Annotated in this window: 29 protein-coding genes and 1 pseudogene; 4 read left to right on the top strand and 26 right to left on the bottom strand. The window is 34.5% G+C overall.

From position 1 onward, the window contains the following. The 6 genes from BN1066_RS16445 to BN1066_RS16420 all read right to left on the bottom strand — a co-directional run bounded on the left by BN1066_RS16445 (position 1) and on the right by BN1066_RS16420 (position 2,681). The gene (locus BN1066_RS16445; RefSeq protein WP_077320527.1) at positions 1-330 is read right to left on the bottom strand and encodes a hypothetical protein; all 330 of its coding nucleotides are present in this window, start codon (positions 328-330) and stop codon (positions 1-3) included. 1 nt (position 331) lies between these two features. Then, positions 332-757 carry an acyl-CoA thioesterase gene (locus tag BN1066_RS16440; RefSeq protein WP_077320526.1) on the bottom strand — a complete coding sequence of 142 codons (426 nt, stop codon included), beginning with the start codon at positions 755-757 and terminating at the stop codon, positions 332-334. Between the two features lie 214 nt (positions 758-971). Further along, a complete protein-coding gene (locus BN1066_RS16435) occupies positions 972-1,208 on the bottom strand; it encodes a helix-turn-helix domain-containing protein (RefSeq protein ID WP_077321522.1) in 237 nt (78 codons plus the stop codon). Positions 1,209-1,372: 164 nt separating this feature from the next. Then, positions 1,373-1,603, bottom strand: a complete 231-nt coding sequence (gene tlp, locus BN1066_RS16430; RefSeq protein ID WP_077320525.1) for a small acid-soluble spore protein Tlp — start codon at positions 1,601-1,603, stop codon at positions 1,373-1,375. 283 nt (positions 1,604-1,886) lie between these two features. Further along, a complete protein-coding gene (locus BN1066_RS16425; protein WP_077320524.1) occupies positions 1,887-2,030 on the bottom strand; it encodes an FbpB family small basic protein in 144 nt (47 codons plus the stop codon). 60 nt (positions 2,031-2,090) lie between these two features. Beyond that, positions 2,091-2,681 carry a TlpA family protein disulfide reductase gene (locus BN1066_RS16420; RefSeq protein ID WP_077320523.1) on the bottom strand — a complete coding sequence of 197 codons (591 nt, stop codon included), beginning with the start codon at positions 2,679-2,681 and terminating at the stop codon, positions 2,091-2,093. 635 nt (positions 2,682-3,316) lie between these two features. Between BN1066_RS16420 and BN1066_RS20925 the strand changes: the two genes are divergently transcribed. Next, positions 3,317-3,862: a DUF6434 domain-containing protein gene (locus BN1066_RS20925; protein WP_077321521.1), complete on the top strand. Its 546-nt coding sequence runs from the start codon at positions 3,317-3,319 to the stop codon at positions 3,860-3,862. A 183-nt stretch (positions 3,863-4,045) separates the two neighbouring features. Here BN1066_RS20925 and BN1066_RS21345 read toward each other — a convergent pair. Beyond that, positions 4,046-4,243, bottom strand: a pseudogene (locus tag BN1066_RS21345) (transposase); the annotation flags it as partial. A gap of 159 nt (positions 4,244-4,402) precedes the next feature. On the opposite strand from BN1066_RS21345, the gene BN1066_RS19690 reads away from it, so the two are divergent. Further along, positions 4,403-5,967 (top strand): IS3 family transposase gene (locus BN1066_RS19690; protein WP_143695864.1). Its coding sequence is split into 2 segments (ribosomal slippage): positions 4,403-5,042 and positions 5,042-5,967, totalling 1,566 coding nucleotides; the frame shifts between segments, so codons are not numbered across the junction. Between the two features lie 257 nt (positions 5,968-6,224). Here the strand turns inward: BN1066_RS19690 and acnA are convergent. Beyond that, complete coding sequence (gene acnA / locus BN1066_RS16400; protein ID WP_077320520.1) at positions 6,225-8,939, bottom strand: aconitate hydratase AcnA; 2,715 nt, start codon at positions 8,937-8,939, stop codon at positions 6,225-6,227. Positions 8,940-9,329: 390 nt separating this feature from the next. Then, positions 9,330-10,448 (bottom strand): ATP-binding protein, encoded by a 1,119-nt coding sequence (locus tag BN1066_RS16395; RefSeq protein WP_245799814.1) that lies wholly within the window; start codon positions 10,446-10,448, stop codon positions 9,330-9,332. A 251-nt stretch (positions 10,449-10,699) separates the two neighbouring features. On the opposite strand from BN1066_RS16395, the gene BN1066_RS16390 reads away from it, so the two are divergent. Next, positions 10,700-11,173, top strand: coding sequence for a DUF2621 family protein (locus tag BN1066_RS16390; protein ID WP_077320519.1), 474 nt, complete (start codon positions 10,700-10,702; stop codon positions 11,171-11,173). A 363-nt stretch (positions 11,174-11,536) separates the two neighbouring features. Here BN1066_RS16390 and BN1066_RS16385 read toward each other — a convergent pair whose 3' ends face one another. From BN1066_RS16385 to BN1066_RS16345, 9 genes are all read right to left on the bottom strand, one after another. Continuing rightward, positions 11,537-12,007: a CcdC family protein gene (locus BN1066_RS16385; RefSeq protein ID WP_077320518.1), complete on the bottom strand. Its 471-nt coding sequence runs from the start codon at positions 12,005-12,007 to the stop codon at positions 11,537-11,539. Between the two features lie 26 nt (positions 12,008-12,033). Further along, the gene (locus tag BN1066_RS16380; protein WP_077320517.1) at positions 12,034-12,417 is read right to left on the bottom strand and encodes a response regulator; all 384 of its coding nucleotides are present in this window, start codon (positions 12,415-12,417) and stop codon (positions 12,034-12,036) included. A 15-nt stretch (positions 12,418-12,432) separates the two neighbouring features. Continuing rightward, positions 12,433-12,867, bottom strand: a complete 435-nt coding sequence (locus tag BN1066_RS16375; RefSeq protein ID WP_077320516.1) for a Na(+)/H(+) antiporter subunit B — start codon at positions 12,865-12,867, stop codon at positions 12,433-12,435. Between the two features lie 65 nt (positions 12,868-12,932). Further along, positions 12,933-13,637, bottom strand: a complete 705-nt coding sequence (locus BN1066_RS16370; RefSeq protein ID WP_077320515.1) for a cytochrome c biogenesis CcdA family protein — start codon at positions 13,635-13,637, stop codon at positions 12,933-12,935. Between the two features lie 492 nt (positions 13,638-14,129). Next, positions 14,130-14,351, bottom strand: a complete 222-nt coding sequence (locus tag BN1066_RS16365; RefSeq protein WP_077320514.1) for a YneF family protein — start codon at positions 14,349-14,351, stop codon at positions 14,130-14,132. Positions 14,352-14,396: 45 nt separating this feature from the next. Beyond that, positions 14,397-14,852 (bottom strand): sporulation inhibitor of replication protein SirA, encoded by a 456-nt coding sequence (sirA, locus tag BN1066_RS16360; RefSeq protein ID WP_179104420.1) that lies wholly within the window; start codon positions 14,850-14,852, stop codon positions 14,397-14,399. A gap of 697 nt (positions 14,853-15,549) precedes the next feature. Further along, positions 15,550-17,553, bottom strand: a complete 2,004-nt coding sequence (gene tkt / locus BN1066_RS16355; RefSeq protein WP_077320512.1) for a transketolase — start codon at positions 17,551-17,553, stop codon at positions 15,550-15,552. Positions 17,554-17,670: 117 nt separating this feature from the next. Beyond that, a complete protein-coding gene (locus tag BN1066_RS16350) occupies positions 17,671-17,907 on the bottom strand; it encodes a DUF896 domain-containing protein (protein WP_077320511.1) in 237 nt (78 codons plus the stop codon). Positions 17,908-18,277: 370 nt separating this feature from the next. After that, positions 18,278-18,916 carry a YneB family resolvase-like protein gene (locus BN1066_RS16345; RefSeq protein ID WP_077320510.1) on the bottom strand — a complete coding sequence of 213 codons (639 nt, stop codon included), beginning with the start codon at positions 18,914-18,916 and terminating at the stop codon, positions 18,278-18,280. Positions 18,917-19,199: 283 nt separating this feature from the next. Between BN1066_RS16345 and lexA the strand changes: the two genes are divergently transcribed. After that, positions 19,200-19,823, top strand: coding sequence for a transcriptional repressor LexA (gene lexA, locus BN1066_RS16340; RefSeq protein ID WP_077320509.1), 624 nt, complete (start codon positions 19,200-19,202; stop codon positions 19,821-19,823). Between the two features lie 83 nt (positions 19,824-19,906). Here the strand turns inward: lexA and BN1066_RS16335 are convergent, their stop codons facing one another. From BN1066_RS16335 to BN1066_RS20915, 8 genes are all read right to left on the bottom strand, one after another. Then, positions 19,907-20,767, bottom strand: a complete 861-nt coding sequence (locus tag BN1066_RS16335; RefSeq protein ID WP_077320508.1) for a manganese catalase — start codon at positions 20,765-20,767, stop codon at positions 19,907-19,909. 305 nt (positions 20,768-21,072) lie between these two features. After that, on the bottom strand, positions 21,073-22,095 hold the full coding sequence (gene iolG, locus BN1066_RS16330; protein ID WP_077320507.1) for an inositol 2-dehydrogenase: 1,023 nt from the start codon (positions 22,093-22,095) through the stop codon (positions 21,073-21,075). A 345-nt stretch (positions 22,096-22,440) separates the two neighbouring features. Then, positions 22,441-22,689 (bottom strand): hypothetical protein, encoded by a 249-nt coding sequence (locus tag BN1066_RS16325; protein WP_077320506.1) that lies wholly within the window; start codon positions 22,687-22,689, stop codon positions 22,441-22,443. A 1,171-nt stretch (positions 22,690-23,860) separates the two neighbouring features. Beyond that, complete coding sequence (locus tag BN1066_RS16320) at positions 23,861-24,172, bottom strand: DMT family transporter (RefSeq protein WP_077320505.1); 312 nt, start codon at positions 24,170-24,172, stop codon at positions 23,861-23,863. After that, on the bottom strand, positions 24,172-24,522 hold the full coding sequence (locus tag BN1066_RS16315) for a DMT family transporter (RefSeq protein ID WP_077320504.1): 351 nt from the start codon (positions 24,520-24,522) through the stop codon (positions 24,172-24,174). The genes BN1066_RS16320 and BN1066_RS16315 overlap by 1 nt, the downstream gene beginning before the upstream one ends. 556 nt (positions 24,523-25,078) lie before the next feature. Continuing rightward, the gene (locus tag BN1066_RS16310) at positions 25,079-25,531 is read right to left on the bottom strand and encodes an ABC transporter permease (protein WP_077320503.1); all 453 of its coding nucleotides are present in this window, start codon (positions 25,529-25,531) and stop codon (positions 25,079-25,081) included. Further along, entirely contained in the window at positions 25,443-25,691 is a 249-nt protein-coding gene (locus BN1066_RS20920) for an ATP-binding cassette domain-containing protein (protein WP_425445299.1), read from the bottom strand. The genes BN1066_RS16310 and BN1066_RS20920 overlap by 89 nt, the downstream gene beginning before the upstream one ends. Positions 25,692-25,751: 60 nt before the next feature. Further along, on the bottom strand, positions 25,752-25,979 hold the full coding sequence (locus BN1066_RS20915; RefSeq protein WP_245799813.1) for an ATP-binding cassette domain-containing protein: 228 nt from the start codon (positions 25,977-25,979) through the stop codon (positions 25,752-25,754). Between the last annotated feature and the right edge of the window lie 103 nt (positions 25,980-26,082).

Below are 26,082 nucleotides of genomic sequence, written 5' to 3'. Positions count from 1 at the left end.
TTAGCTCTTTTTATGTATTTTTTTCTCCAATAAATTAAAACGTTTTAATTGTTCCCACTGGTTTTCTTTTTCAAGTATGTATTTTTGTCTTTCACCAAATAAATCAAAATGTGGGTAATGGTTGTTCTTATAATCAATCCATTCAGCTAACAATTGATACTTTTTCCCCCATGTAAGTAGTTTATCCAGATCACTACATCCTACCTTGGTTACGGTAGTACAATCTGGAAATCGCTCATCCAGCCAGTAGTGGGTTATAAAAGCAATTTCACCGGCTTTTACTTGTTGTTTCCAAGTGATCAGCTCTTTCTTAGTAATTCCAAACGCCACTCTAGCTATCTCCTTCTAATTGTTTTTTATATGCTTTATGCCAATCTGGAAATGTTTTTTTTAATGACAATGGACGGAATGTATCTTTGTTTACGATCACATGCTCGGTTGTTCCACTTACAGCAACTTCTCCCTCCCCATTTAAAATAAGATAGCCATATACAGTTCTTATCCCGTTATAAGCTTCAAGCCATGTTTCTACTGTGACGTTGTCTCCGTAGCGAATTGGTTTTTTAAATTGAATATTTGCATTTGTAACCGGAGAAACAACGTTATGCTCTTCCATTTCTTTATATTGAAAACCGAGAAATTCAATAAATTTAGTTCTGCCAATTTCAAACCAGACTAAATAATTGGCGTGATAGACAACTCCCATCTGATCCGTTTCCTGATATCTTACTTCGATTGGTGTTTTCTCTTTATGCAACGAAAAATTCCTCCTAAGCTAATATTTTCTCTATTAAGCTTATCATATCTTAAGTGATCCTTCTCGTTAAACCTTTCAAAAAATGTTCGAATTGGTAAACATTAAACATAATTTCTTTTGCGAAAAGAAAATCCAATATTTTTACATTTGAATGAAACATAACTAGTGATCCTCTCTCTTTACTTTACTAGAACAAAAGGCTGGATGCACTTGGTTAGCAACGTACAAATTGGAGAACTTTTGTATCAGATATACCATGCTTTCTTATAACCTCACGTAAAGAATATTCACCTGGAAGATAATCTCTTACGGCTGTTTCTTTTAATTCTTGAGAATACGGTTTCCATGTTTTTGATTTTTCTAAACCACGTATTCCTTCATTCTCAAATTTTTCAATCCAGCGATATAGAGTTGATTTATTAATTTTATACGTTGAACATAACTCATTCATTGTATAATTCTCATTGTTTATAAGCCTTTAGTACTTTATATTTTAATTTACTTGAATGAGATCTTTTGGACATACAAAAACTCCCCCTTAAGGAAAACAGATTTTTATTTTTTAATCTGTCTACCTTAAGGGGAGCATATCACTTAGAATTTTTTGGTTTACTTCTATTGATCCTCTTGGTTTCTATATTCATCTTTAATTTCGGCTCGCATTCCTTCGATTGCTTGCTCTCTTCGTTTATTTTTAGCTTTAATGGCTTCTTTTTCTTCACCAGATGTAAATTCCATTGTTTCATGTGCTTTTTCAATATTTTGGATTGTATCCTGAACCATTTCTTGTAATCTTTCTACGTTATCACTGCGATCGTCTGGCTTTGGTTGATTATTATCTGTCATCACCATGACTCCTTTCATTATAGGTTGCTTTCCTAGTTTTCCTAATCTATCCAAAATTATTCAACGTATAATAAATGTGTCATTCTGTTTTCCTATTAGTTACCGAACAAAGCGAATAAGCTAGACGACGCTACTTTGCAAATAGTTATCAACTATGTACAAACAGATATACTTTCTCAAACCAAAAAGCTATCGTTTTTCTTTTTACGATAAACCCTAAAATTTAATACTTTCCTATAGTATAAAAAATAGTAACCGCTTTACAATCTAGCGGTTACGATTTTCATTGCACTTTTTTCTGTCTGATCCTTTTCTGTTTTTGCTCTATTTGTTGTTCGATTTTTTCCATCAGCAGCTTATCTTTTAAAATCTTTTGACGATTTTCCTGAACTAAGTCATCAAACGTTCTTCTTTTCTTTAAGGACATGGCCGTCCCCTCCTTTTTTAAAGCAGGATGGCCAATTTCTAATCAAAGTATACATCTGTTTTACATAGCTTCAATTGTTTCTTCCATTAATTCATAATTCATAGGACCGGGGTGAATCTTTATAATTTTCCCTTCTTCATCAATAAAATACGTTGTTGGTACAGCGATAACTTGATACGTATTGCGAACCTTACCTTTTCCATCAAGAGGAACTGGATATGTATATCCATATTTGTCTATATATTCTTTTACATCTTCTTCATTTTTCTCTGAGTTGGTCAAATTTACAGCTACTATTTCGACATCTGATTTGGCATCATTATAAAACTTCTCCATTTCAGGCATTTCCTCTCGGCATGGTGGACACCAGGTGGCCCAAAAATTTAAAATTACCTTTTTGCCTCGTAAATCTGTTAATGTGAGTTTATCTCCACTCAATGTATTTAATTCGAAGTCTGGTGCAGGATTACCAACTTCAAGGGTTTCTCCCTTTTTTTTAGACGTAATCATTCCACCTTTCGCATTCATTTCATCACTAATATTGGAATTTGGAGTATCTAAAACCGAATCTTCTTTTTTTTGAACATAATTAAATAACACAATACCAGCTAACACCACTATTATAGCAACGCCTAGCATTTTTTTATACATTCTGATCCCCTTGCCCCTTTTTAATTATTGTAAAAGCATTATCTAATAATTTACACTGATTTCATCGTAAGTAAATTCGATACAAATGTAAAGGAATGAGCAGTAATTTTAAGGAAGTCTAAAATTAGGAAATGCTTTGCCGTTTATATAAGTTAGTCTCTCTAGAAAAAAATTCAATCAAAACGCTTCTTGTGGACTGTAAGAATGTATTTACTAATATAAGTACATCTTTTTGATAACCCAAACGTTTGAGAGTCCTAAATTTTTTGGTAACTGTTTGTGGTTTAAGATATAACTAAAAAACTATCCAATGTTCTTATAAAGGATAGGTGTTAATTTTATTTTTAATCCCTTTTATCTTTACTGATTATTGCTATGTAAATAACCTAAACCAAATAGATTAAGTGTCACAATCTAAAGTTAAAAGTAAAACGTTTGTCTGATAATTCAACACAGTTTCCAGTGATTAAATAATAGACACCTAACTATCTTTGCTAGACCTTCATATTTGCCTGTTTTTCATAAACTTTATTGTTTTTGACTATAATTATTTTTGCTTCACAAGAACAAATGTTCCATAATGAACATAATTAAATATGGAGGTGTAATTTACGAGACCTAATTTAACTAAAGATATAAGTGTAGAAAGTTTTAAAAATTATTACTGGTTAAAGGAAGAATTACTATCCTTTTGTAGAGAAAATGGAATAAATGCTTCTGGTTCTAAAATAGAGATTTCCGATAGGATTGAGACATTTATTCGGACAGGGGAGATTAAAAAACCTACCAGAAAACTTAAATCGAATAAGAAAATACAACCTCAAGCAAATTTAAGTCTTGATACAGTCATTACAGAAAACCATCGTTGTAGCCAAAATGTAAGAGCATTTTTTAAGTCTATTATTCCAAAATTTCATTTTTCCACCTATATCCAAAACTATTTTAAAAACAATGTCGGAAAAACATATCGTGATGTTGTAGACGCTTGGTATGAGGAAATAGAACGAAAAAAAGACTCTTCGTATAAGAAAAACATTGCACCTCAATTTGAATACAATCAATTCATACGTGACTTTTTTGCTGACCCGAGAAATCAAGGAAAACGTCGTGAAGAAGCGATTGAAGCCTGGAATGAAATCAAGAAACTACCTGGAAGCAATAAATATACGTCTAATAATTAGTTAAGTACTTCTCAACATTTCAACTGTGGTGTGATTTAACTTTCGACAGGCAGAAACAAGCATTTTTGACTCGTTCGACAAATGCTATTTGTTTGCCTAAATCCCAACGAAACTAATATAGGTTGCTACGTCTTGAAAGCTTTCCCCAATCATCCTTTTAAACGGTTATGAGAGTTATTAACGTGCTAAATCATTGAAAGTCTTTCCGCAATCCTTACATAAAGAGCGTTGTCTTGACCGATATTTACCATTACGTTTTACAGACTACACTATCACAATGAACACAGACGAAGCCTCACGGATGGTTTTAAGCGATTTTATCTGCGCTTCTGGAAACAAGCCTTGTTTCATAGTGTAAACGATGCAAATTGTTTGGGGCACATAACTGAACGCCTCCTCTCCCCTGTTATATAAACTTTTAAGGAATTTGGTCAAGAAAGCAACAATTTATACAAAACAGCCTTTAATAGTTGATATGCTCCCCTTAAAGTAGACAGATTAAAAAATAAAAATCTGTTATTACCTTAAGGGGAGTTTTTTATGTCCAATAAATATAAATTTTACTCTAGACAGTTTAAGTATGAAGTGTTAAAGGCATATAAGAATGAAGATTATACGCTAATAGAATTATGTTCAAAATACGGAATTTCGGAGGTAACTCTGTATGATTGGGCTAATAAATATGAGAAATACGGTCTCAATGGATTGGAGAACTCAAGGACATGGAAGTCATATTCTAAAGATTTAAAACAAGCAGCTGTAGAAGATTATATATCAGGGGAGTATTCTCAACGGGAGGTCATTCGCAAGTATAAAATATCTAGCACATCCGTACTTCGAAAATGGATAAAGCAGTATAATAGTCATAGAGAATTAAAGGATACGTCGAAAGGAAGAACGAGCTCGATGACTAAAGGGAGAAAAACAACTTGGAAAGAACGAATTGAGATGGTACAAGATGCCTTAGCGAACGGGAAGAATTATCAACAAACTGCGGATAATCATCAAGTGTCTTACCAACAAATATATCAATGGGTACGTAAATATGAAGATGGTGGATGGGATGCGTTACAGGATAGAAGAGGACGTTCTAAAAGTGAAAATGAGTTAACTTCCGAAGAAAAAATGAAGTTAGAAATGCATCGAATCGCAAAGGAGAACGAACGTTTACGTGCAGAGAATGCTTTCTTAAAAAAGTTAGAGGAGATCGAAAGGAGGCGAAAATAAGCCAAATCCGATTTGAGGATAAGTATGTCGCTATTCAAGAGCTTCACCAGAATGAAGGGTTAAGCATTCGTTTACTTTGTGAAATCGCGGGAATTGCACGTTCTGCATACTATAAGTGGCTAAATCGTACTCCTTCATCCAGAGAAATACAGAATAAAGAAATTATCAAAGAGGTGCAAATACTCCATGAAAAAGTGGGTGGTATATTTGGTTATCGTCAAATGACCCTTCACATGAATAGAAAGTTCGAGGAGAAACTTAATCATAAAAGAATCTATCGGTTGATGAAAGTGGCTGGATTACGCTCTGTCATTCGTGTCAAGAAGAAGCGATATAAACGCTCTACACCTCAACATGTGGCAGACAATATATTAAATCGTGAATTCCAAGCCGAAAAACCAAATGAAAAATGGGTAACGGACGTTACAGAATTTAAGTATGACCAATCAAAAAAGGCCTATTTAAGTGCGATTCGTGATCTTTATGACGGATCCATTATAAGTTATGTTCTAGGACATTCCAACAATAATCAACTTGTATTTAAGACACTTGATCCAGCCACAGTACTATTGAATGAAGAACAGCCTCTTATCCATAGTGACCGTGGATTCCAATACACCTCTAAAGGGTTCAAACGTAAAATAGATGCGGCAGAGATGACACAAAGCATGTCACGAGTTGGTCGGTGTATTGATAATGGACCAATGGAGTCTTTTTTTGGGACACTGAAATGTGAGAAGTATTATTTACATAAATATAAAACATTTGAGGAACTTACTACTGCGATAGATGAGTATATTCATTTTTATAATTATGAAAGGTATCAAAAGCGATTAAACGGCCTTAGCCCTATGGAATATAGAGCTAAAGCCACTTAAATCTTTTTTATTATTTCCACTGTCTACTTGACAGGGGGCAGTTCAAGTATTCGGTTGGATGAAAGAAGCTCTTTTCCATTAGATTGGAGCTAATGTTGACTTAGCGTAGGAAAAAGACCGAAGTTTGCTACCGCTTGAGCGCATAAGCTAGAGCCTATTACTTTTCAAAAAGGTTATTCTCAATACGGATATAATCTCCAGAAGATAAAAAAGCCTCTGTAAATATAGATCTACAGAGGCTTACTAGTTTCATATAATTAGATAGCAGCTAACTTTTCACGTAAAACCATTTGCAAAATGCCACCATGACGATAGTAATCAATTTCTACTTCACTATCAAAACGAGCAATGGCACGGAATTCTGTTTTATTACCTGATTCATCAACAGCTATTACCTTCACTAAATCATGGGCTTTCACATTCTCATTAATATCTATATGGTAGGTCTCTTTACCGGTTAAGCCTAGCTTCTCTGCATTTTCACCTGGCTGAAATTGAAGTGGTAGTACTCCCATCATTACTAGGTTCGAACGATGAATTCGCTCAAAGCTCTCAGCAAGGACCGTTTTAATTCCTAATAAATTAGTACCTTTAGCTGCCCAGTCACGAGAGGACCCCATACCATAGTCTTTTCCAGCTATTACAATTAAACCGGTTCCATCTTGCTTATATTTCATTGCGGCATCATAGATCGGCATAACTTCCTCCGTTGGCCAATAAGTTGTAAAACCACCTTCCGTTCCAGGTGCAATTAAGTTACGAATACGTATATTGGCAAATGTACCGCGCATCATCACTTCATGATTTCCACGCCTAGATCCGTAAGAGTTAAAATAACGTGGGGATACACCTTTCTCCTGCAAATATTTTCCTGCTGGCATATCTTTTGCAATTGCTCCAGCTGGAGAAATATGGTCAGTTGTAACAGAATCCCCAAATTTTCCAATGACTCGTAAGCCTTCTAATGACTCCACAAAACCTGCTTCTTTAGATAATCCTTCAAAAAATGGCGGGTTTTGGATATAAGTTGATTCACTATCCCATTCAAATAAAGGTTCATCTGTTGTATCAATTTGATTCCAGCGTTCATTGGAGGTAAACACATCTTCATACTCTTTACGGAAAATTTCCGGCTGAACGACTGCTTCTACCTGTTGTTTAATTTCTTCCATTGAAGGCCAGATATCATCCATATAGACAAGTTTTCCATCTTTATCTGTACCTAATGGTTCTTTTGTCAAATCAATATCCACGGTACCAGCAAGTGCATAGGCAACTACTAATGGAGGAGAAGCTAAGTAGTTCGCCTTAACTAGTGGATGAATTCTTCCTTCAAAGTTACGGTTACCCGATAGAACCGATGCTACCGTTAAGTCATTATCAATAATTGCTTGCTCAATCTCTTCACGTAATGGACCTGAGTTACCAATACAAGTTGTACAACCATAGCCCACAAGGTTAAAGCCTAGTTTATCTAAGTATGGCATTAAACCTGAGTCTTCCAAATAACGAGTAACCACTTTAGATCCTGGAGCAAGCGATGTTTTTACATAATCCGGCACATTTAACCCTTTTTCGACTGCATTTTTTGCAAGCAGCCCAGCACCTAACATCACATAAGGGTTGGATGTATTTGTACAAGATGTAATCGCTGCAATGGCTATTGCACCAGTTTTCATTATGGAAGTGTTGCCATTTGAATGCTCTACAGCTACTTCCTTGTCGAACTCAGATTTATCTAAGCCAAAACCTTGATTTCCTGCAGGTGCTGTAATGGCCTTATTAAATTCTTTCTTCATATCGGATAAAGCGATTAAGTCCTGTGGACGTTTTGGTCCAGAAAGGTTTGGCTGTAACTCGGATAAATTTATTTCTACTACTTCTGTATATTTTGGATCCGCTTCATCGGAAGAATACCATAGATTATTTAACTTACAATATTTTTCAACAAGATCAATTTGCTCTTGTGATCGACCTGTAAGTTTTAAATAGCTTAACACCTCATCATCAACTGGGAAAAATCCGCAAGTAGCACCGTATTCCGGAGCCATATTGGAAATCGTCGCCCGATCTGCAAGCGGCATATCCTTTAATCCAGGCCCAAAGTATTCAACAAATTTACCAACTACATTTTTCTCACGCAGCACTTGAGTTACTTTTAGCGCTAAGTCTGTTGCAGTTGTTCCATTCGGGAAACTGCCAGTAAATTTCACACCAATAACATCAGGTGCTGGAAAATAAGAAGGTTGACCAAGCATTCCTGCTTCTGCTTCAATGCCTCCTACACCCCAACCTAAAACACCAAGGCCGTTAATCATCGTAGTATGCGAATCTGTGCCGACTAACGTATCCGGAAATGCCTCATACTCCCCACTTTCATTTTCTAATCCATGAATAACATTTGCAATATACTCTAAGTTTACTTGGTGAACAATTCCCGTTGCCGGAGGTACAGCACGATAATTATCAAATGCTTTTTGAGCCCAGTTCAAAAATTCATAGCGTTCTGCATTTCGTTCAAATTCTAATTCCATGTTTACTTTTAAAGCATCCGGTGTACCATATTGGTCTACTTGTACCGAGTGGTCAATAACCAAATCTACTGGTACTTCCGGATTGATTTCACTTGGTTTCCCCCCCATATCAACCATTGCCTTTCTTAAAGAAGCAAGGTCTACTACAGCTGGGACACCAGTAAAATCTTGTAAAATAACACGGGACGGCTTAAATGGAACATCTACCCCTTTGCCATCTTTTGTGCCCCATTTAGCAAGTCCTTTTACATGTTCTTCCTTAATTTGATGACCATCTTGCTGACGAATAAGCGATTCCAAAAGTACTCGAATTGAAAACGGTAATCGTGATACTTTTCCTAACCCAGCATTTTCTACAGCTTTTAATTCATAGTAGTTGTACGTTTTTCCATTTAGTTCAAATTGTTTCTTTGCATTAAACGAATTACTCTTCCCCATGTTCGTACCCCTTTCTTCATGCTTCCCCGTAGTTACAACATACTACGGATTTTGTTCATGCAAGTAAAAAACCTCTCACTCCTTCTATCTTATAAGAAAACGCAGCATAAAACAAACCATTGAGCCCTTCATTACATATAGTAAATAGTTATGTGAAGTGATAACAAAAAATTATCTAAAATTAAAAATAAAACAATTGCTAATTATAATTATAACATCTATTCTATTAACAGTAATAAAAGGGTTAGCTTGTTCTATGTTACGCTTATCTGTTTTTTCTTTTTATTGGCAACTTTTACAACCTGCAACAACAACTTGCAAAAATCATCTTTTTTAAATTTTGTATAAATAATCTTGAATAAGTGCGTTACTTTTAGTAAACTATACCTGTTATGCTGGAGCAGGAAAAATAATACGAAATGTACTACCGGCTCCTTCATTTGCCTTTATTTCCAAGAATGCTTGATGACGTTCCAAAATTTGCTTTGTTATCATAAGTCCTAATCCAGTGCCGCTTTGCTTCGTTGTAAAAAAGGGTTCACCTAACCTATTTATAATGTCTTCTGGAATTCCAGGACCTTCGTCTATAACACTAATATGTACATGCGTGTCAGATGAACTTGTATTAACTTGGATCTTTCCACCATTTTCCATTGCCTCAATAGCATTTTTAATTAAATTAATGAGAACTTGTTTGATTTGTGAACGATCACAGTAAATTTTTTCGCCCCCAGAAGCTGAATACTCGATGACAACACCTCTCATTTTCGCTTGTGGTCTTAGCAGTACAATGACATCATGAATCATAGATTCAACGAGTTGTACTTTTTTATTCTCAGTTAATGGCTTGGAAATGAATAATAACTCTGATGTAATGGTCTCCATCTTTTCAATTTCTTCTACCATAATATTGTAATACTCTTCTTTTCTATTTACACCAGCTTGAAGTAATTGTAAAAAGCCTTTTAGTGATGTCAAAGGGTTACGAATTTCATGAGCAATCCCAGCAGCTAATTGTCCAGCAACTGACATTTTCTCTGATTGGATCATAAATTCCTCTGCTTCTTTTTTATCACGAATATCTGCAACAATAGCGATATAATAGATCTTTTCGTCTTCTTCCTTTAATTTAGTTAGCGTACATTCTGACCAGATATATTCACCTTCACTATTAAGAACATTTATTTCATAGAATTGGTTGGTTGAAGATATTTGCTTCAAGTTCTCTTTTACATATTTTACATCTTCCCGATAAACAAATTCATACCAAGCTTTTCCGACTAGTTGAGAAGGTTGATAACCAAGAATTCGTTCAGCAGAATCGGAAATATAAAGCATTTTTCCATCTTCATCTAGAACGAGAATAACATCATGACAATTCTTCTCTATCCATGCAAGCATAAATGGAGATAACGTTGATAAATTAAAACCTTGTGTTTGCATTGTTGGCTTCGTTTCAGTTATATGAATAAGTTTTTCATGATTTCTTGTATTCTTATCATAATTCATTATGTTTCCCCCTTTTTTTGCAAATATCAACAAATCCTTTCGTTTCAATTTATCCTATGTTTAATTTCTTGAGAATATGACGCTTGTTTGAAAAAGTTTTTCATCATATACTTATAGTAAATCTCGTTCTTAAGTTAACTATCCAATTATTAGTAATCTTACTATAATTGCTTAAAAAAATAAATTAAATAGTTAAATATTTTGTCAAATTATTACGAAATATTGGAAAAAGGGGGGAATAGCGTAATAATATGTCGGTTTTTGTTGATTATTTAACCATTCTTTGGGGTTTTTTCATGATTGGAATTATGGCTATTGGTGGATATTTTATGTTTCGTAAATTTCTGAAACGGTTACCAAAAAAAGACGGAAAATCCATGATGGATTGGGAAGACTATTATGTAAATAAAACAAAACATATGTGGGGTACAGAGGAAAAAGAGTTATTAGAGGAATTAGTTTCTCCAGTGCCAGAGTTATTTCGTGATGTAGCTAGGCATAAAATCGTTGGTAAAATTGGTGAATTAGCGCTAAAAAAGAACAATCAAAAAATAACGAGGGAAATTTTAATTGAAGGCTATATCATTGCAACACCTAAACGAGATCATAAATTTTTACGAAAAAAACTGGCCCAAAAAAATATTGATACAGCACCCTATGAGCAATTCTTTCAACAATCTCGGAGCGATTATGCACCAGATTGGCAGCAAAAACACAAATCATAATCTTTCAGAACTGCTTTTTCTATAAAGTGAAACTTGTATTCAGTAGGAGTTTTCTTCCATCTCCTACTGAATGTTAGTACCACAAGGGTATGACCCAAAAGGCCCTTGAACGAATCGGGCATTTAGGTGCCGTTTTCTCCCACTTAGACCCTTTTGTATCAACTAAAGGCTCTTGAAGTAGGAGGTCTTACGGCACCTTACATGCGGGATAAATCTATCAGGCAACTTTTAATACTGTTATAACTTTAGGGGGGATATCTTAAAACGGATAGCCCCCCCTAAAGTACGTATTATTTAATTTCTCATTTTTTGAATATAGCGTAACTTATTACTTATGGTATGTTAAATCGCTTCTGAATCAAATTACTTCTGTATTAATTGCTTTTCCATTTGTAAATATTTATAAAGCATTGCTAAACGCCAGGTTAAAATCATTCCAAATGCCAATAAAAAGAACATTCCACTCATTTCTCCAAAAGATATATGACTTCCAATGGCAAGCTTGAAAATAATGCGAAAAATTAATAATCCAACCAAAATAAAGGCAAAGGCTTTGGAGGGTATTAAATAGATTGCATTATCACGAATTTCAAATTTCGATGTTTTTATGAGGAAAATGGAACAAACAATACCTACACTAAAAGCCTCCATTACTTGATACCAGCTAATATGAAAAACAGGGAATAGAAACATCAGCGCCCCTGTACTCATAAAAAAGGGCGGTAAAATAATCTTCTTTACAGAAGCAGGTTTTTTAGCTGCTCTTAAACGAATAAATATCATTGCTGTGGCCATAATTGCTGCTCCAATTGTACTTGCAATTAACCAAAACATTGTAAGTCCTCTCTCCCATTGCCAAATTACTTGTTATCATTCACCCTTTTAAAACTTAATACACGATCAATCGTATCAAATATACGGTTCTCGTCAAATGGTTTGATAATAAAGTCCTTGGCTCCCAATTCAATTGCTTCAACCACAACTTTTTGCTGCCCCATTGCTGAACATACAATAATCAGTGCATCTTTATCTATTTGCATGATTTCTTTAATTGCTTCAATTCCATTCATTACTGGCATTGTAATATCCATCGTTACTATATCTGGCTTCAATTCTTGATATAGTCGTACTGCCTCTTCTCCATCTTCTGCTTCTCCTACAATTTCATGTTGTTTTTTTTTCAAAATAGTAGAAAGAGTCATGCGCAGAAAATTAGCATCATCGACCACAAGTATTTTGGCCATCGCTTTTCCCCCTATTTAGTCCTTATCATTAGCAATAGTTAAAATAATGGTCATCATTACACCGACAACTGTCAAGTATACACCTATATCAAAAAGCATTGCAGTAGCTAATTCAACTTCACCGAATATCGGAATGTGAATGTAACCAAAGGTATGAGATAAAAATGGCTGCTTAAATAAAAATGCCCCGGCACTTGTGGCAGCAGCAACGGCAAGACCAATTGGAATTAATTTAACAAAATTAATCGGTAATACTTTTTTTACAGTTTCAAATCCATAAGCCATATTCATTAATAAAATAGCTCCTGATGTCATTAAACCGCCGACAAATCCTCCACCTGGAGAGTTGTGTCCAGCTAATAATAAATAAACAGCAAATCCCAATAAAATAAAGGCAATTAGTGATGCGGTCGTTCGTAAAATAAGATCATTTGTTTTGTATTTGTACATAATGTATTGCCCCTTTATATAGCATATATAGTCTTTATTTTAATATAAGACAGGAGAAAAATCCATTAGAAGCCGTAAAACCCAAACAATCCTGCTAAATATGAAGTTAAAGCTGTCATCCAATCAAAGAATAAAGCAATCCCCATAAAAATCATGACATATCCGCCGATTTTTATTAGTTTTAAACTATGTTTTTTAATCCAATTCAGCTTACCAATAAAAAAGGATAAAATAAAAAACGGAATAGAGAACCCAAGTATATAGCTAATCATCATAACCATTCCGGTATTTGGTTCAGTAGCAGCTAATGATAAAACAACCATTAGGATTGGTCCGGTACAAGGAGTCCATCCTAGTGAAAAGGCTAGTCCGATAATAAAAGTACCTAGAAATCCTGCAGGACGATTTTTAAATGTAATTTTTCTATCTTTCATTAAAAAATCAAAGTTCAAGATACCAACAATAACGAGTCCAAAAAAGATGATAACAATTGCACCAATTTGTCGTATGATATCTTTGTTCACCAATAAGAATTGAGATATTCCAGAGCTTGCAAAGCCCATCATAATGAAGACTGCAGAAAACCCCAGTAAAAAGAAGACAGTATGTAATATACTCTTTGCATTTAACATTTTATTATCATCTTTTAATTCGCTTACACTCATTCCGGTAATGTAAGATAGAAAAGCTGGGTACAAAGGCAAAACACAGGGTGAAATAAATGACAGAAAGCCTGCACCGAAAGCAAGAAATATATTGATCTCTGACACGATATACCTCCTTTTTATATTTACTGTACATTGTATCAGACAGAATTGTCTTTATGTTATTAATAGTTGACAAAAAAGTGAAAGGCTTTCATAACGTTAACTTAACTATTATGAAAATTCCGTCGATCGATTAAAGTAAAAATTCATTCAGTGGATTCCTCCCATAACCTTTACTGATAAGAAATAGAACAAAGGCTAAAATTTCAGGCGTTCTTAACAAAGAGCCACACTTTTTCTTCATGCGATACCTTTTCAAAAATCCTTACTTGTCTTTGAAAATTGCGATGTATTACTTTCGGGAGCATACCCTTGTCCCGTTAACCGAACGAATTAGGTACTCTTAATTAAGCGTTCTCGTATTTATAATTCTTGAAGTGGGAATTTTAGAAAGCCTAGATACAGGTAAATAACCATTAGAAGACCCCCTACTATTGTGAAGTAAGGGGTGAGTCTTTGCAAGTTATAAACACTACGAAATATATCAATAAGTGCTTACTTATCAGCTTGGTTGTTCATTGCACGCATCATTTGATTGATTTTCTTTTTGGATGGTTTTTGTCCCATTTGCATCATTAAAGTTCGTAGCATTTGCTCATTAATCGGTGGATTCTTTTTTAAATAGCTCATCATATATTTTCTGGCAAGAAAAAATCCAAGAGCAACACCAATTATTAACGCTGCTACAGCAATTAATACGACCCAAATCGTCTCCATGAAAAGCTTTCCTCCTTCGTGTTGTCTCTTATACAGTATAGTAAATCAACGAAAAGAAAACAATACTTCTTCTTCCGTTTGCCTGTATTTTAGAAATGGAGTTATCCAGCCAAAATTACATATATTTTCACCAACTATAAAAAGCATTGGTTCATATCTACGTAACAATGGAAATAGTAACTCCTCAGCATCTTCCAAGGTTTCGCATCGAAATTTTAACTGTCTCTCATCAATATGTAAAGTAATAAACGCTTCTCTATTATATAGTTTCATATTTCGTTTGTCGATATAATCGATGCAATTTATACGTTTTTGTTGTTTCATATATGCTACAATCTCTTCACGACAAAAACGATACGTAATATATTCAAATTGTTTTCTTAAATCTATCCGATTAGGCTGCTTTATATATTCTTTTAAAAATCGATATAACAACCCGCTCTTGTGAAAATAACGAATCGCCACTTCTTCAGTTAACCAATAAATAGAATACGTATACATCGCCTTTACCTCCTCCATTAATAATCCCTTTACATGACCATTTAGACACTTCACCCTTATCTTATATTGGAAGTTACTTTTCTTTCGTAACTTTACGTGAAGATGTTTAAAAATTCTCTCCAACAATTTATTGCTCCAATCCGTCTTCTAATAGTGGTCATTAATCGCCCCTACTTTCTCTCCAAATAACATACGAAAAGAGTAGTGGTTTTCTCTTTTAATATGGGATAGAGTAAAAACTATTATACAGATTCTATGATTAAAAAACTGTCACATTATAAAAAAATTAACCACTTCTTTTGTCGAAGTATTGCTGTAGACAAATTTTTATAGGTTAATAGCACAAACGAAAAGTCCGTACCGGTAGCCCAGCCTATGTTTTAACTTCTCCACTTAGAAAAACTTGGCTTGTAGCCAAGTCTTTATGACGAAAGCTATCGTTTTTCTTATACGATAAAGTGAAACTTTATTCCGTGGAATGCTTTTTACACGGAATGTTAGTACCACAAGGGTATGACCTAAAGGCCCTTGAACCAATCGGGCATTTAGGCCGTTTTCTCCCACTTAGACTCTTTTGTATCAATTCAGGACTTGAAGTGGGAAACTTACGGCACCTTACATGCGGGATAAAGCCTAAAGTTTTATACTTTCCTATAGAGCAAAAAAAGAATGGCCTAAAACTAGACCATTCTTTTTTTTATTTTATTAGTGATTCCACATGCTTCACCACATTCTCTACAGTAAATCCATATTCTTCTATCACTTTTTCACCTTTTGCGGAAGCTCCAAATGTATGGATACCGATTATTTTACCATGCTCGCCAACATAACGTTCCCAGCCGAATGGAGCAGCCATTTCAATAGCAACTCGATTTTTAACTTCAGGAGGAAGAACTTTTGTTTTGTAACTCTCATCTTGAGCATTAAAACGATCCCAGGATGGTATGCTAACAACGCGTACATCGATATTTTTTTCTTTAAGCACTGCTTGTGCACGAACAGCTAATTGTACTTCAGAACCAGTTGCTAACAATATTGCATCTGGTATTTCTTTTTCAGCATCACTAATAATGTATGCACCTTTTTTAACACCTTCATAAGCATGCTCTTTCGTCCCTGATAGAGTTGGTAAGTTCTGCCTGCTTAGCACAAGTGCTGTTGGTTTATCTTTAGATTCTAATGCTAAACGCCAAGCAGCTTGTGTTTCATTACCGTCTGCTGGTCTAATAAGTGATAACCCTGGCAGAGCTCTTAATGAAGCCAGATGTTCAATTGGTTCATGAGTTGGACCATCTTCTCCTACTGCAATGGAATCATGTGTTAATACATAAGTTACAGGCGTTTTCATTAATGCAGCTAGTCGAATGGAAGGACGCAAATAATCGCTAAATACGAAGAATGTTCCACCATAAACGCGTAATCCTCCATGTAATGCCATACCGTTTAATGCAGCCCCCATTGCATGTTCACGTACCCCAAACCAAATATTTCTACCGGCATAATTCTGACGGGAGAAATCATCTTCATCATTAATCGTTGTTTTATTAGATCCAGCTAAGTCAGCGCTACCCCCAAAGAAGTTAGGCACAGCTTTAGCAATAGCATTCAAAACTTTACCTGAAGATGCTCTTGTAGCAAGTGCAGCTTCTTCCGGATCAAATTGTGGCAGTTCCTTATCCCAACCTTCAGGCAGTTCATTATTTATTGCTAGTTCCAATTCTCTTGCTAATTCTGGATACTTTTCTTTATACTTAGTTAAAATCTCATTCCATTCTTTTTCTAATGCTTGTCCTTTTTTAACAATCTTTTCATTAAAGTCTTCGTATACTTCTTCTGGAACATAGAAGTCTTCATGTGTCCATTTATAAAATTCTTTGGTTAACTTCACTTCATCTTTACCAAGTGGAGAACCGTGAGAAGCAGAGGAAGCGGATTTGTTTGGTGATCCGTAACCAATTATCGTTTTTACCTCAATCAATGTCGGTTGCTCGGTATTTTCTTGAGCAGTTTTGATTGCTTCCCGAATTGAATCTACGTCGTTTCCATCTTTTACAGTTAGTACTTGCCAACCATATGCTTTAAAACGCTGTTCGGTATTTTCTGAGAATGAACGATGAAGGTCACCATCAAGTGAAATGTCATTAGAATCATAAAGAGCTATCAATTTTCCTAAACCTAAATGACCTGCTAGTGATGCCGCTTCATGTGAAATACCTTCCATTAAATCTCCATCACTAACTAATGCATACGTATAATGATCAACAACCTCTAAGTCATCCTTGTTAAATTTTGCTGCAAGATGAGCTTCTGCCATTGCCATACCCACTGCCATAGCAATACCTTGTCCTAATGGCCCGGTCGTAGCTTCCACTCCATCTGTATGATGAACCTCTGGATGACCAGGTGTTTTCGATCCCCATTGACGGAAAGATTTTAAATCATCTATTGTAACATCGTATCCTGATAAATGTAGTAGACTATATAGTAACATCGATCCATGACCAGCTGACAGGATAAAACGATCACGGTTAAACCATTTGGAATGCTTTGGATTATGGTTCATAAAATCTGTCCATAAGGTGTAAGCCATCGGTGCAGCTCCCATCGGAAGTCCCGGATGACCTGAATTTGCATGTTCGATAGCATCAATAGACAAAGTTCGTATCGTATTAATTGATTTTTGTTCAATCTCATTTGACATATAGTTGTGTCTCCTTTCATATTTAAAGCTGTTTTCACCCTCTATCCATTCTATAACGAAACCTACTTTGCTACAAGTGAAATCATACACTTATAACCAAGTAGGTCTGTACATCTTCTAAAAACCATTATTATACTTTTTTTGCAGAGCTTTTACTTTTTCAGGTGTCACATCATTCCCCTCAGGGTCAACTACTTTCATTGATTTAAAGTGGTTCTTAAATGAGGCTCTGACACCTTGTAAATATTCATGTCTTAATTTTTTCTGCTCATTTTGTTCTTTAATTGTAAGACCATCTGTTTTTGCTTTTCGTGCTAACTGATTAATTCGCTCAATTTTTGCTTTTGAAAGCATTGATATTCCTCCCTACTAAATTAGCAATAGCATATGATACTATAATAGTCGTATATTTAAAGGTTTCTGCTAGTAGAGGATGTTCAAAAAACCTAACACATACGTTAGATTTAGATAGGAACCCGAGTACTCTGGGGTGAAGTATGTCTAGCTTTTACCTGAGACCAAGGTTTTTAATTGGCTTGTTTCTAGCACCTCAGGTGATACTGCGTTAATGGAGACTGTCCCTTGAACTTTGCAGGTCTATTTCTCCTCTTTTTGAACATGCACTAGCAAGATCTATTTACAATCATAATCAACAATAAAATAAAATGACAAGAACTAAAATTAAATTCTCATCCATCTATCTTACTGATAATATATGGGATATTCAAGTATTTTGGTATTCTTGATATCTTCGATGTACAGTTGCCTTTGATACTGGATAACCTAATCCAGTCAAAGTAGAGGCGATTTCCGCAAATGTTAAATTATTTTGTCTAAGCCGGATGACTTCTCCTATTGGAAAGTCCTTTCTTTCTCTTCCGGGAGCTTTATGTTGGTTGGAAAGATTTTTACTTGGATCGTATCCTGATTCAATTGCTCTTTTCATTCCACGTTTTATTTTGGCATTATGTATTTTTCGTTGATACTCCTCTACAATTCCAACAATTTGCAGTACCATGGAATCTGCCTCCGATAACTCTAATTTCCCATTATGATAGGAAGTATAGATTGGAATATTTAGTTTATGTAATTGATGAAACAGTGCGATTTTTGTATTTCCTCTCCCTAGTCTTGTTTCATCTTGAATAAGTAAACAATCTGCTTTTTTATCAGAAAATAAATCGAGCAGTTGAAAGATTCCTTCACGTTCAATGCTGTATCCACTCTCCTGCTCTTGAATGCATTCTACTATGGTAAATTGGTGATTCGCTGCTAACTCTATTAACTCCTGCTTTTGCCTTTCAAGTGATGTCTCTTGTGTTTGTTTATCTGTACTCACACGACAGTAGATAACTGCTCTCACTTTCTTAAACTCCTTTTTTACAAATTAACTAATCATAATAGAATAATATAAGAAACCTAATGTAAATGCAAAACCTACAAGATAAAATACATCTGTTTTCGTTAGTTTTTGAAACATGATAATGGCCTCCTTATTCTATAACAGAACTCTTGTTCGCGTGTTTAATCAAAGTATGTCACGAACGTATGATCTTGTCAAGTGTTTTTTCGAACGAATGTTTGCGTAACTTATTTTCTAATGGTAAACTAAGATTAATTAATTCTATGTGCGAGGTGATAGATACATGACTAAACTCTCCAAAAGACAGCAAATGATTTTAGATTATATTAAAGAAGAAGTTATGAATAAAGGTTATCCACCGTCTGTCCGTGAAATTGCGAAAGCAGTTGGCTTAGCGTCGAGTTCAACTGTTCACGGTCACTTAGCAAGGCTTGAAGATAAAGGCTATATCAGAAGAGATCCTACCAAGCCAAGAGCAATTGAAATACTAGATTTAGGTGAAGATGCTTCGATTCACAAGGAAGAAGCACGTTACGTTCCAGTAATTGGAAAAGTTACTGCTGGTTTACCTATTACTGCAGTGGAGAATATTGAAGAATTTTTGCCAATACCAGCAAATAGTTCGAGCCCTGATGATAATCTGTTTGTTTTAGTAATTGAAGGGGAAAGTATGATAGAAGCAGGTATTTTAGATGGCGATATGGTAATTGTGAAGCAACAAAACATTGCTGAAAATGGGGATATCGTCGTTGCCATGACCACGGAAAATGAAGCAACTGTTAAGCGTTTCTTTAAAGAAAAAGATCATTTTCGTCTACAACCTGAAAATTCGATGATGGATCCTTTAATCTATAAAGAAGTTACGATTTTAGGTAAAGTGATAGGCTTATATAGAAATATTCATTAAAAAACTGCCAAAAGGCAGTTTTTTTCTAGGTTAGCTTTCAAATACGAAAAGTAAAAATTTTTTCATTTAACGAAAGCTATGAATTATTTCATATTCGGATCAGGTGAGTCATCCGATGTTCTTAAAGCCCATAAAGGGGTATTATAAATATATTTTGGAGCCGGCTTTAGATGCGGTACTTCTCCAAAAGCAATTGGCTTGTCAATATAATTAAAGTTTCCATACCCGTCCATACTTCTGCCATGTGCCCACCTTCCTGTTGCACTTGCTTCTCCTTGGGAAAAATTGAAAAGTGTATAAGATACTTGCTGCTTTTCTAACTCCCGAGGAAATGTACTTGGTACTACAATGTTTTCCTTCTCTTCTAATTCACAAATCGCTGCGTACCATTGGTTTTGATGCATGGTATCTCTTGCCAATAACCACGAAAGCATATCTCTTACCCCGCGATCATTGGTCATCTCATATAATCGAGCTACTTGGAGGCGTCCTTGTGATTCAGCATTCAAGTTTGCCCTAAAATCAGCTAGTAAATTTCCACTGGCAATGATATAATCTGCTGTCCAGCGGTTTCCAACACTATCTCCTGGCATTGCTCCGAGTCCGGAAACGATCGCATGCTGTGGATTCGATCCACCAAGGATTGCAGCAATAATCGGGTCTTTAGCAGCGTCTTCCAATTCGACATCTGGCGCTCCATCTAATAATCTAGCTATCATTGTTGCAATCATTTCTACGTGTGCGATTTCTTCTGTACCTGTATCCATTAATAAATCCTTGTATTTTCCATTACCACGTATATTCCATCCTTGAAATAAATACTGCATCATTACTGAAATCTCGCCAAACTGTCCCCCGAGTATTTCCTGTAACTTTTTTGCATATACCGGATCTGGTCGCTCTGGTTTAGCATGATACTGTAATTCCTTCACATGATAAAACAAATAACTCACCTACTCTTTGTTTGTTGGTTACGTTACATTAACTAGCCTATGTAGGAAGTAGTTTGTCCTATGTTTCTTTTTATTAAGAGATACCTATTACATTGGTTTGTCCATATCCCAGTTCATTTAAAATTAATTATTGTAATTGTTTAATCCTGCCCTGCTTCAGCTACTTTATAGTAGATAATAATGATAAATGTTTCGTTAGTTTTTATAATAATTTTGAAATAACTTTTTTTGAACTGCATACTAGAGCTTGTTAGACAAATTTTATTATCTATCTATTGTAATGTCTAAACATGATGTTATGTATAAACCTCAAGTATTTCAGACATGGATATAGTTCTATTTTCTTTCCATGATTTATAAGCTGCCATAGCTAGTAATTCAGCTTGATAACTGTCTTCACCGCTACATGAAAGTTCAGCTTTATTATCGATTACATGTGCAAATTCATTTATTTCCGCAATATAAGTATCCCTATACCGTTCAAGAAAAAATAATTTTGGATGATTAATAGAAATAGAATTTTTTGTCGAGACTTTTATATTTGTCTCCACTTCGTTGTCTACTTCAATAGCTCCATTACTGCCAAACACCTCAATACGTTGATCATATCCATAAACAGCCTGACGAGAACTATCAATTACAGCCATGGCTCCATTATGCAGAATGAGTGTAATAATTGCAGTATCGACATCATCATATTTAGAAAATACCGGATCAATTAAATTTGCAGCTTTCACATGAACTTCAGCTACCTCACTACCCGTTAAATACCGAACCATATCAAAATCATGTATCGTCATATCCCTAAACATTCCTCCTGAACGTTTTATATAGGATTCTGGAGGGATTTGCGGGTCACGAGAAGTAATTTTCACAACATGTAATTTACCAATTTTATCTTCTTGGATCAGTTTACGAACGGAGCGAAAGTGTTTATCAAAACGACGATTAAAACCAACTTGAAGTTTCACACCACATTGATGAACGACTTTTAGTGCCTCTTTGGTTAAAACAACATCTAAACTAATCGGCTTCTCACAAAAAACATGTTTATTACATCTTGCAGCACGTTTAATATAATCCACATGTGTATCTGTAGAAGAACAAATAAACACAGCGTCAATATCAGGATCTTCAAAAATAACTTCAACATCATTGGTAATATTCTGAATATTTTTTGCGAAGTTTGTTTCTTTTAAATGATCTGTATAAACATCAGCTAATATCTTTAATTCATAAACATCAGATCGTAATAAATTATTGGCATGTAATTGACCAATTCTTCCCGCTCCAATCACGCCAACAGTAATTTTCTTCATTTTTCTATTCTCCCCCTAGGTCTTTCCTTTTTAAGAATACTCCTCGGTTAAGCGCTTTCCTTTGATTTCAAAAAAAATAGTTTAGCAGGAATTGGATAGACAGAATTGTTTGTGATTATAAGCGGTGGATAAAGCGCTTAACTATTTTAGAGCACTTACCCAATCTATTTCAAATTTTAAAGATTGCAAGCAACGTATAAAGGTGGTCCGACTTTAATAAGGCAGCCACTGCACTTCAAATAATCATTTACGTATTTACATACAAACATCCTTTTCACAGGAGCAACAATAGTGAAAATATGTCGTTTTCACGTATTCTTGCTCCTAAGGATGGAAACTAAACTGTCACCAAACTGTGCTTCTTAAAGCTTTTGAGTTAGCTTCATTATCTTTTTGAGGTTGATTTTTTTCCATCTCGGATTGTAGAACAATACTATTTACATTATCTAAATTAATAATTGTATTACTACTTTTATACCATTTAGAATCATATCGTTTTAAACTAAAGAAAAAGTCATTTTTACTTTCTCTTTCTTCTTCAATTGCTATTTCTGAGCCATCGTTCATAATAAATGTTATATAATATTTTTTCAATACGGACACCTCCCCTCTCTTCTATAATACGATAAAATGAAAGCAATTTCTTTCTTATGCATAAAAATTTTGAATTAAACAAGAGCGTGAGAGAAATAATACTGAATTTCCTAACGCTGTTCGTCGTCGTGAACGGTCAAACCAAAAAATAAATGTATTGTTTTTTCAGTTAATCAAGCAGTTTATAAGAGAGTGGAAATAATCCACTGCCCCTGTAAATATTTTATTAATATCAAAAAGACAAAGAGCTTGTACTCCACACCACAATAATCTTATTCCAGCTTATACATACAATTATTTTGATCTCGAATAATTAGTTACTTTCCAATAAAAGAAAAACTTTGTTTGTAAAGAATAAGCTTTATTCCATGAAATTCTTCTTCATGAAGGAGTAGATCAACCCAAGTCCTGAATAAGCAAGAACTCGGGTTAACCACGCACAACTGGAGAACTTCTAACTTCTGCTAAGATAAAGAAAACATGCCCCTGCAACAGGGGTATGCCGACTAAAAAGCAGCTAGCCGCTTTTAGTCGGCCTTCCTTTTGATTCGAACCGATGTTTTTGAATTAGATTATTAGCAAAAATAATAAATTAATAGTTCACGTTGTATTGTAATCACTAAAAGCATAAGATAAAACAAATATTTCGATATTTATCCTATATTTCTTCTATCTGTTTTAATTTTTCTTCATATCTTCTAAACAAGGACTTTGCTACAAACACTTAAAATGAATACAAAAAACTGAATATACGTATCTCTTCCATATGAATCCTCCATTTCGACTACATCTTATTATAGATAAGGTAAGCGTTAGAATAAGTTATGAAAAATGGTATAAAATAAATTATAAAAATCTTTTAAATCATTTCTTTATTTTCTCACAAACCTTTTTAAGCAAATTGATACACATGTTTAAAGAACGAGAACTCCGGAATTTCCCCGAAATCCGCTAGCCTTGACCTTGTTTTTAATAACTAATCTATCGATCACCTTTTTAACAACTCTGAATATATTATTGACATTTACTTAATAAATATATATAGTATAATTATATATAAATTGTTTAGTTATATATTAATTGACAGAAAATTGTGTTAAAAGAGCAAAACATATGCCAACATAGTTTAATAGCTATACTGACATATGGAAAAACTATTTCCCTAATACAATTAAAAGGCTTCTAAAATAATTACTCCTATAACAATTAAAGTTAAGCCTTTTAACTTACGAAATGTAAACTCTTCTTTGTATACAATAATGTTAAATAAATTATTAAATACAATAGATAGACCTGACCATATTGCAAAAGCTATACCCATATTCATGTATTTTATGGCTATAGATAACAAAATAATCGCCGCAAAAAATGAAAGCAAAGCAAAAACGGTGTACTTTATGTTCGTCATCCCTTCGGATTTTTTTACGAAGATATGACCTGTTACAGCACATATTGTTGAAATCAACAATATAACTATGCCCATCACTGAATCACTCCTGTTCCTTTAGGTTTAGGTTTAGGTTTACGACTTAGGCTAGCAACCCCTGCCAAAATTAGAACAACACCTATTAATTTCAGTGTGGATATTTTTTCATTAAATGCTAAGTATCCAACTAAAAGGATTATTACTGTCCCAAGCCCTGCAAATAAAGCACCTACTACTCCTACTTCCTTACCCCTGGTAATCCACATATATAATAATATGGAGATAAAATAAAAAGTGATTGCAATGATACTTGGGAGCAATTTAGTTAGACCGTAGGAATAGCTTAAAAAAATTACAGCTATTACTTCAAAGGCAACAGCGAATGATAAACCCATCCAAAATCTCACATAATTACCCCCTTCTACACTAAACTAAAAACCTTACATAATAGCCAATATATCAATTGAGTTAATGAATATCAATGAAACAGTAAATTTTCGGAATAGTAAATCTTGATTGAAGATAAAAAATAGCACTTTTATTTCAGAAGTAATATAGGCTCTTTAATAACTAAAAGTGTTGTTTTATATATGACAACAATAGCCTATTTTCCGTATTATGTATAGTGTAATAAATAGAAAAACATTGAACTAAGCCAGAAGCAAGGTATTAAACATAAGAAGTAGATTATGATTACTAGAGGGCTATGAACAATCACGTTAATAGGTTATTTAAATTTTTGGTTATAAGAATACAAGGAAACATTTCGAAATTTTGTACGCTAAGCTTACTTTTACATAAAAACGTCGAATTCTCTTACGCTGAGGATTCGACTTTTTAGATGGACTTGTTCCACTAAATTGCGTTATTTTAATTTAAGTACATTTTTCTCATAAAGTCTATTAAGGTTCATATTAAAGTGATAGTTGGGCAAGTTTTTATCGTTTGTAATACTTAGCAAGACTAAAGTTTCCTGAATTTTTTCAATGCTTGTGCGTTTATTAGGTATAGCAGAAATGAATAAGCGATTAGGCCGATAAGATAACCCCAGATTTGAAAGAAACCATCACCATAAACCATGACACCTTTGATTGCTGCTGCTCCGTAATAAATAGGCATAATATAACTCAAATTTCCGAGATGATAAGGAATCAAGTCTAAGGGAATCAACCCTGAAAAAAACACTTGTGGAATGATGGTAAACGGGATCATTTGTACCACTTGCAGTTCTGAACTAGCAAAAATGGAAATCGTGGCACCAAATAAAACGGCTGTCACGGCTAATAAAACCATCGCGAGCAACATCCAACCAATGTTCCCCGGGAACTTAATTAATTGCAGGACAAAAATGGAATAAAGAACAATGGTCCCAAATAGTACGACGTAAAACGGGGTCGATTCCAACTGTCGGTTCATCTAAGAACAATATTTTAGGAGAATGTAAAATGGCAGTCGCAAGCGAAAGCCGCTTTTTCATACCGCCAGAAATATTTGCCACCAATTTTCTTCGATGCTCTGTTAAACCAACTATAGCTAGTACTTCATCGATGCGATTTTCTAATTTACGTTTATCAATATGGTAAAGCCCTCCAAAAAATGTAAAACGGCTTCTGCAGATAGATCGTTATATAACGCATTATTCTGCGGCATATATCCTACCTTTTTTAACATGTTCATATTTGGCATTTGCACGTCTGCAAATTGAAATAATTGCGCCAATCATCAGGCGAATTAATGTTGTTTTTCCCGAACCAAAAGGCCCAAGTAAACAACAAATTTCACCTGTCGGAATTGTGAACGTAATATCTTTTATGACTTTCTTTTTATCAAAACTTTTACTGACATGCGAGACTTGAATATCCATCATAGTTCCTCCTCCGACAATTTCAATAATCTAAAGTAAAGGATGGGGTTGGGACATAACTAGCCGAGAATAATGAAGAATGGTTCCAAACATCAAAAACTGA

Source organism: Virgibacillus proomii (genome assembly GCF_900162615.1).
Lineage (GTDB): Bacteria > Bacillota > Bacilli > Bacillales > Amphibacillaceae > Virgibacillus > Virgibacillus proomii.
This window is presented reverse-complemented; position numbering and strand designations above follow the sequence as displayed.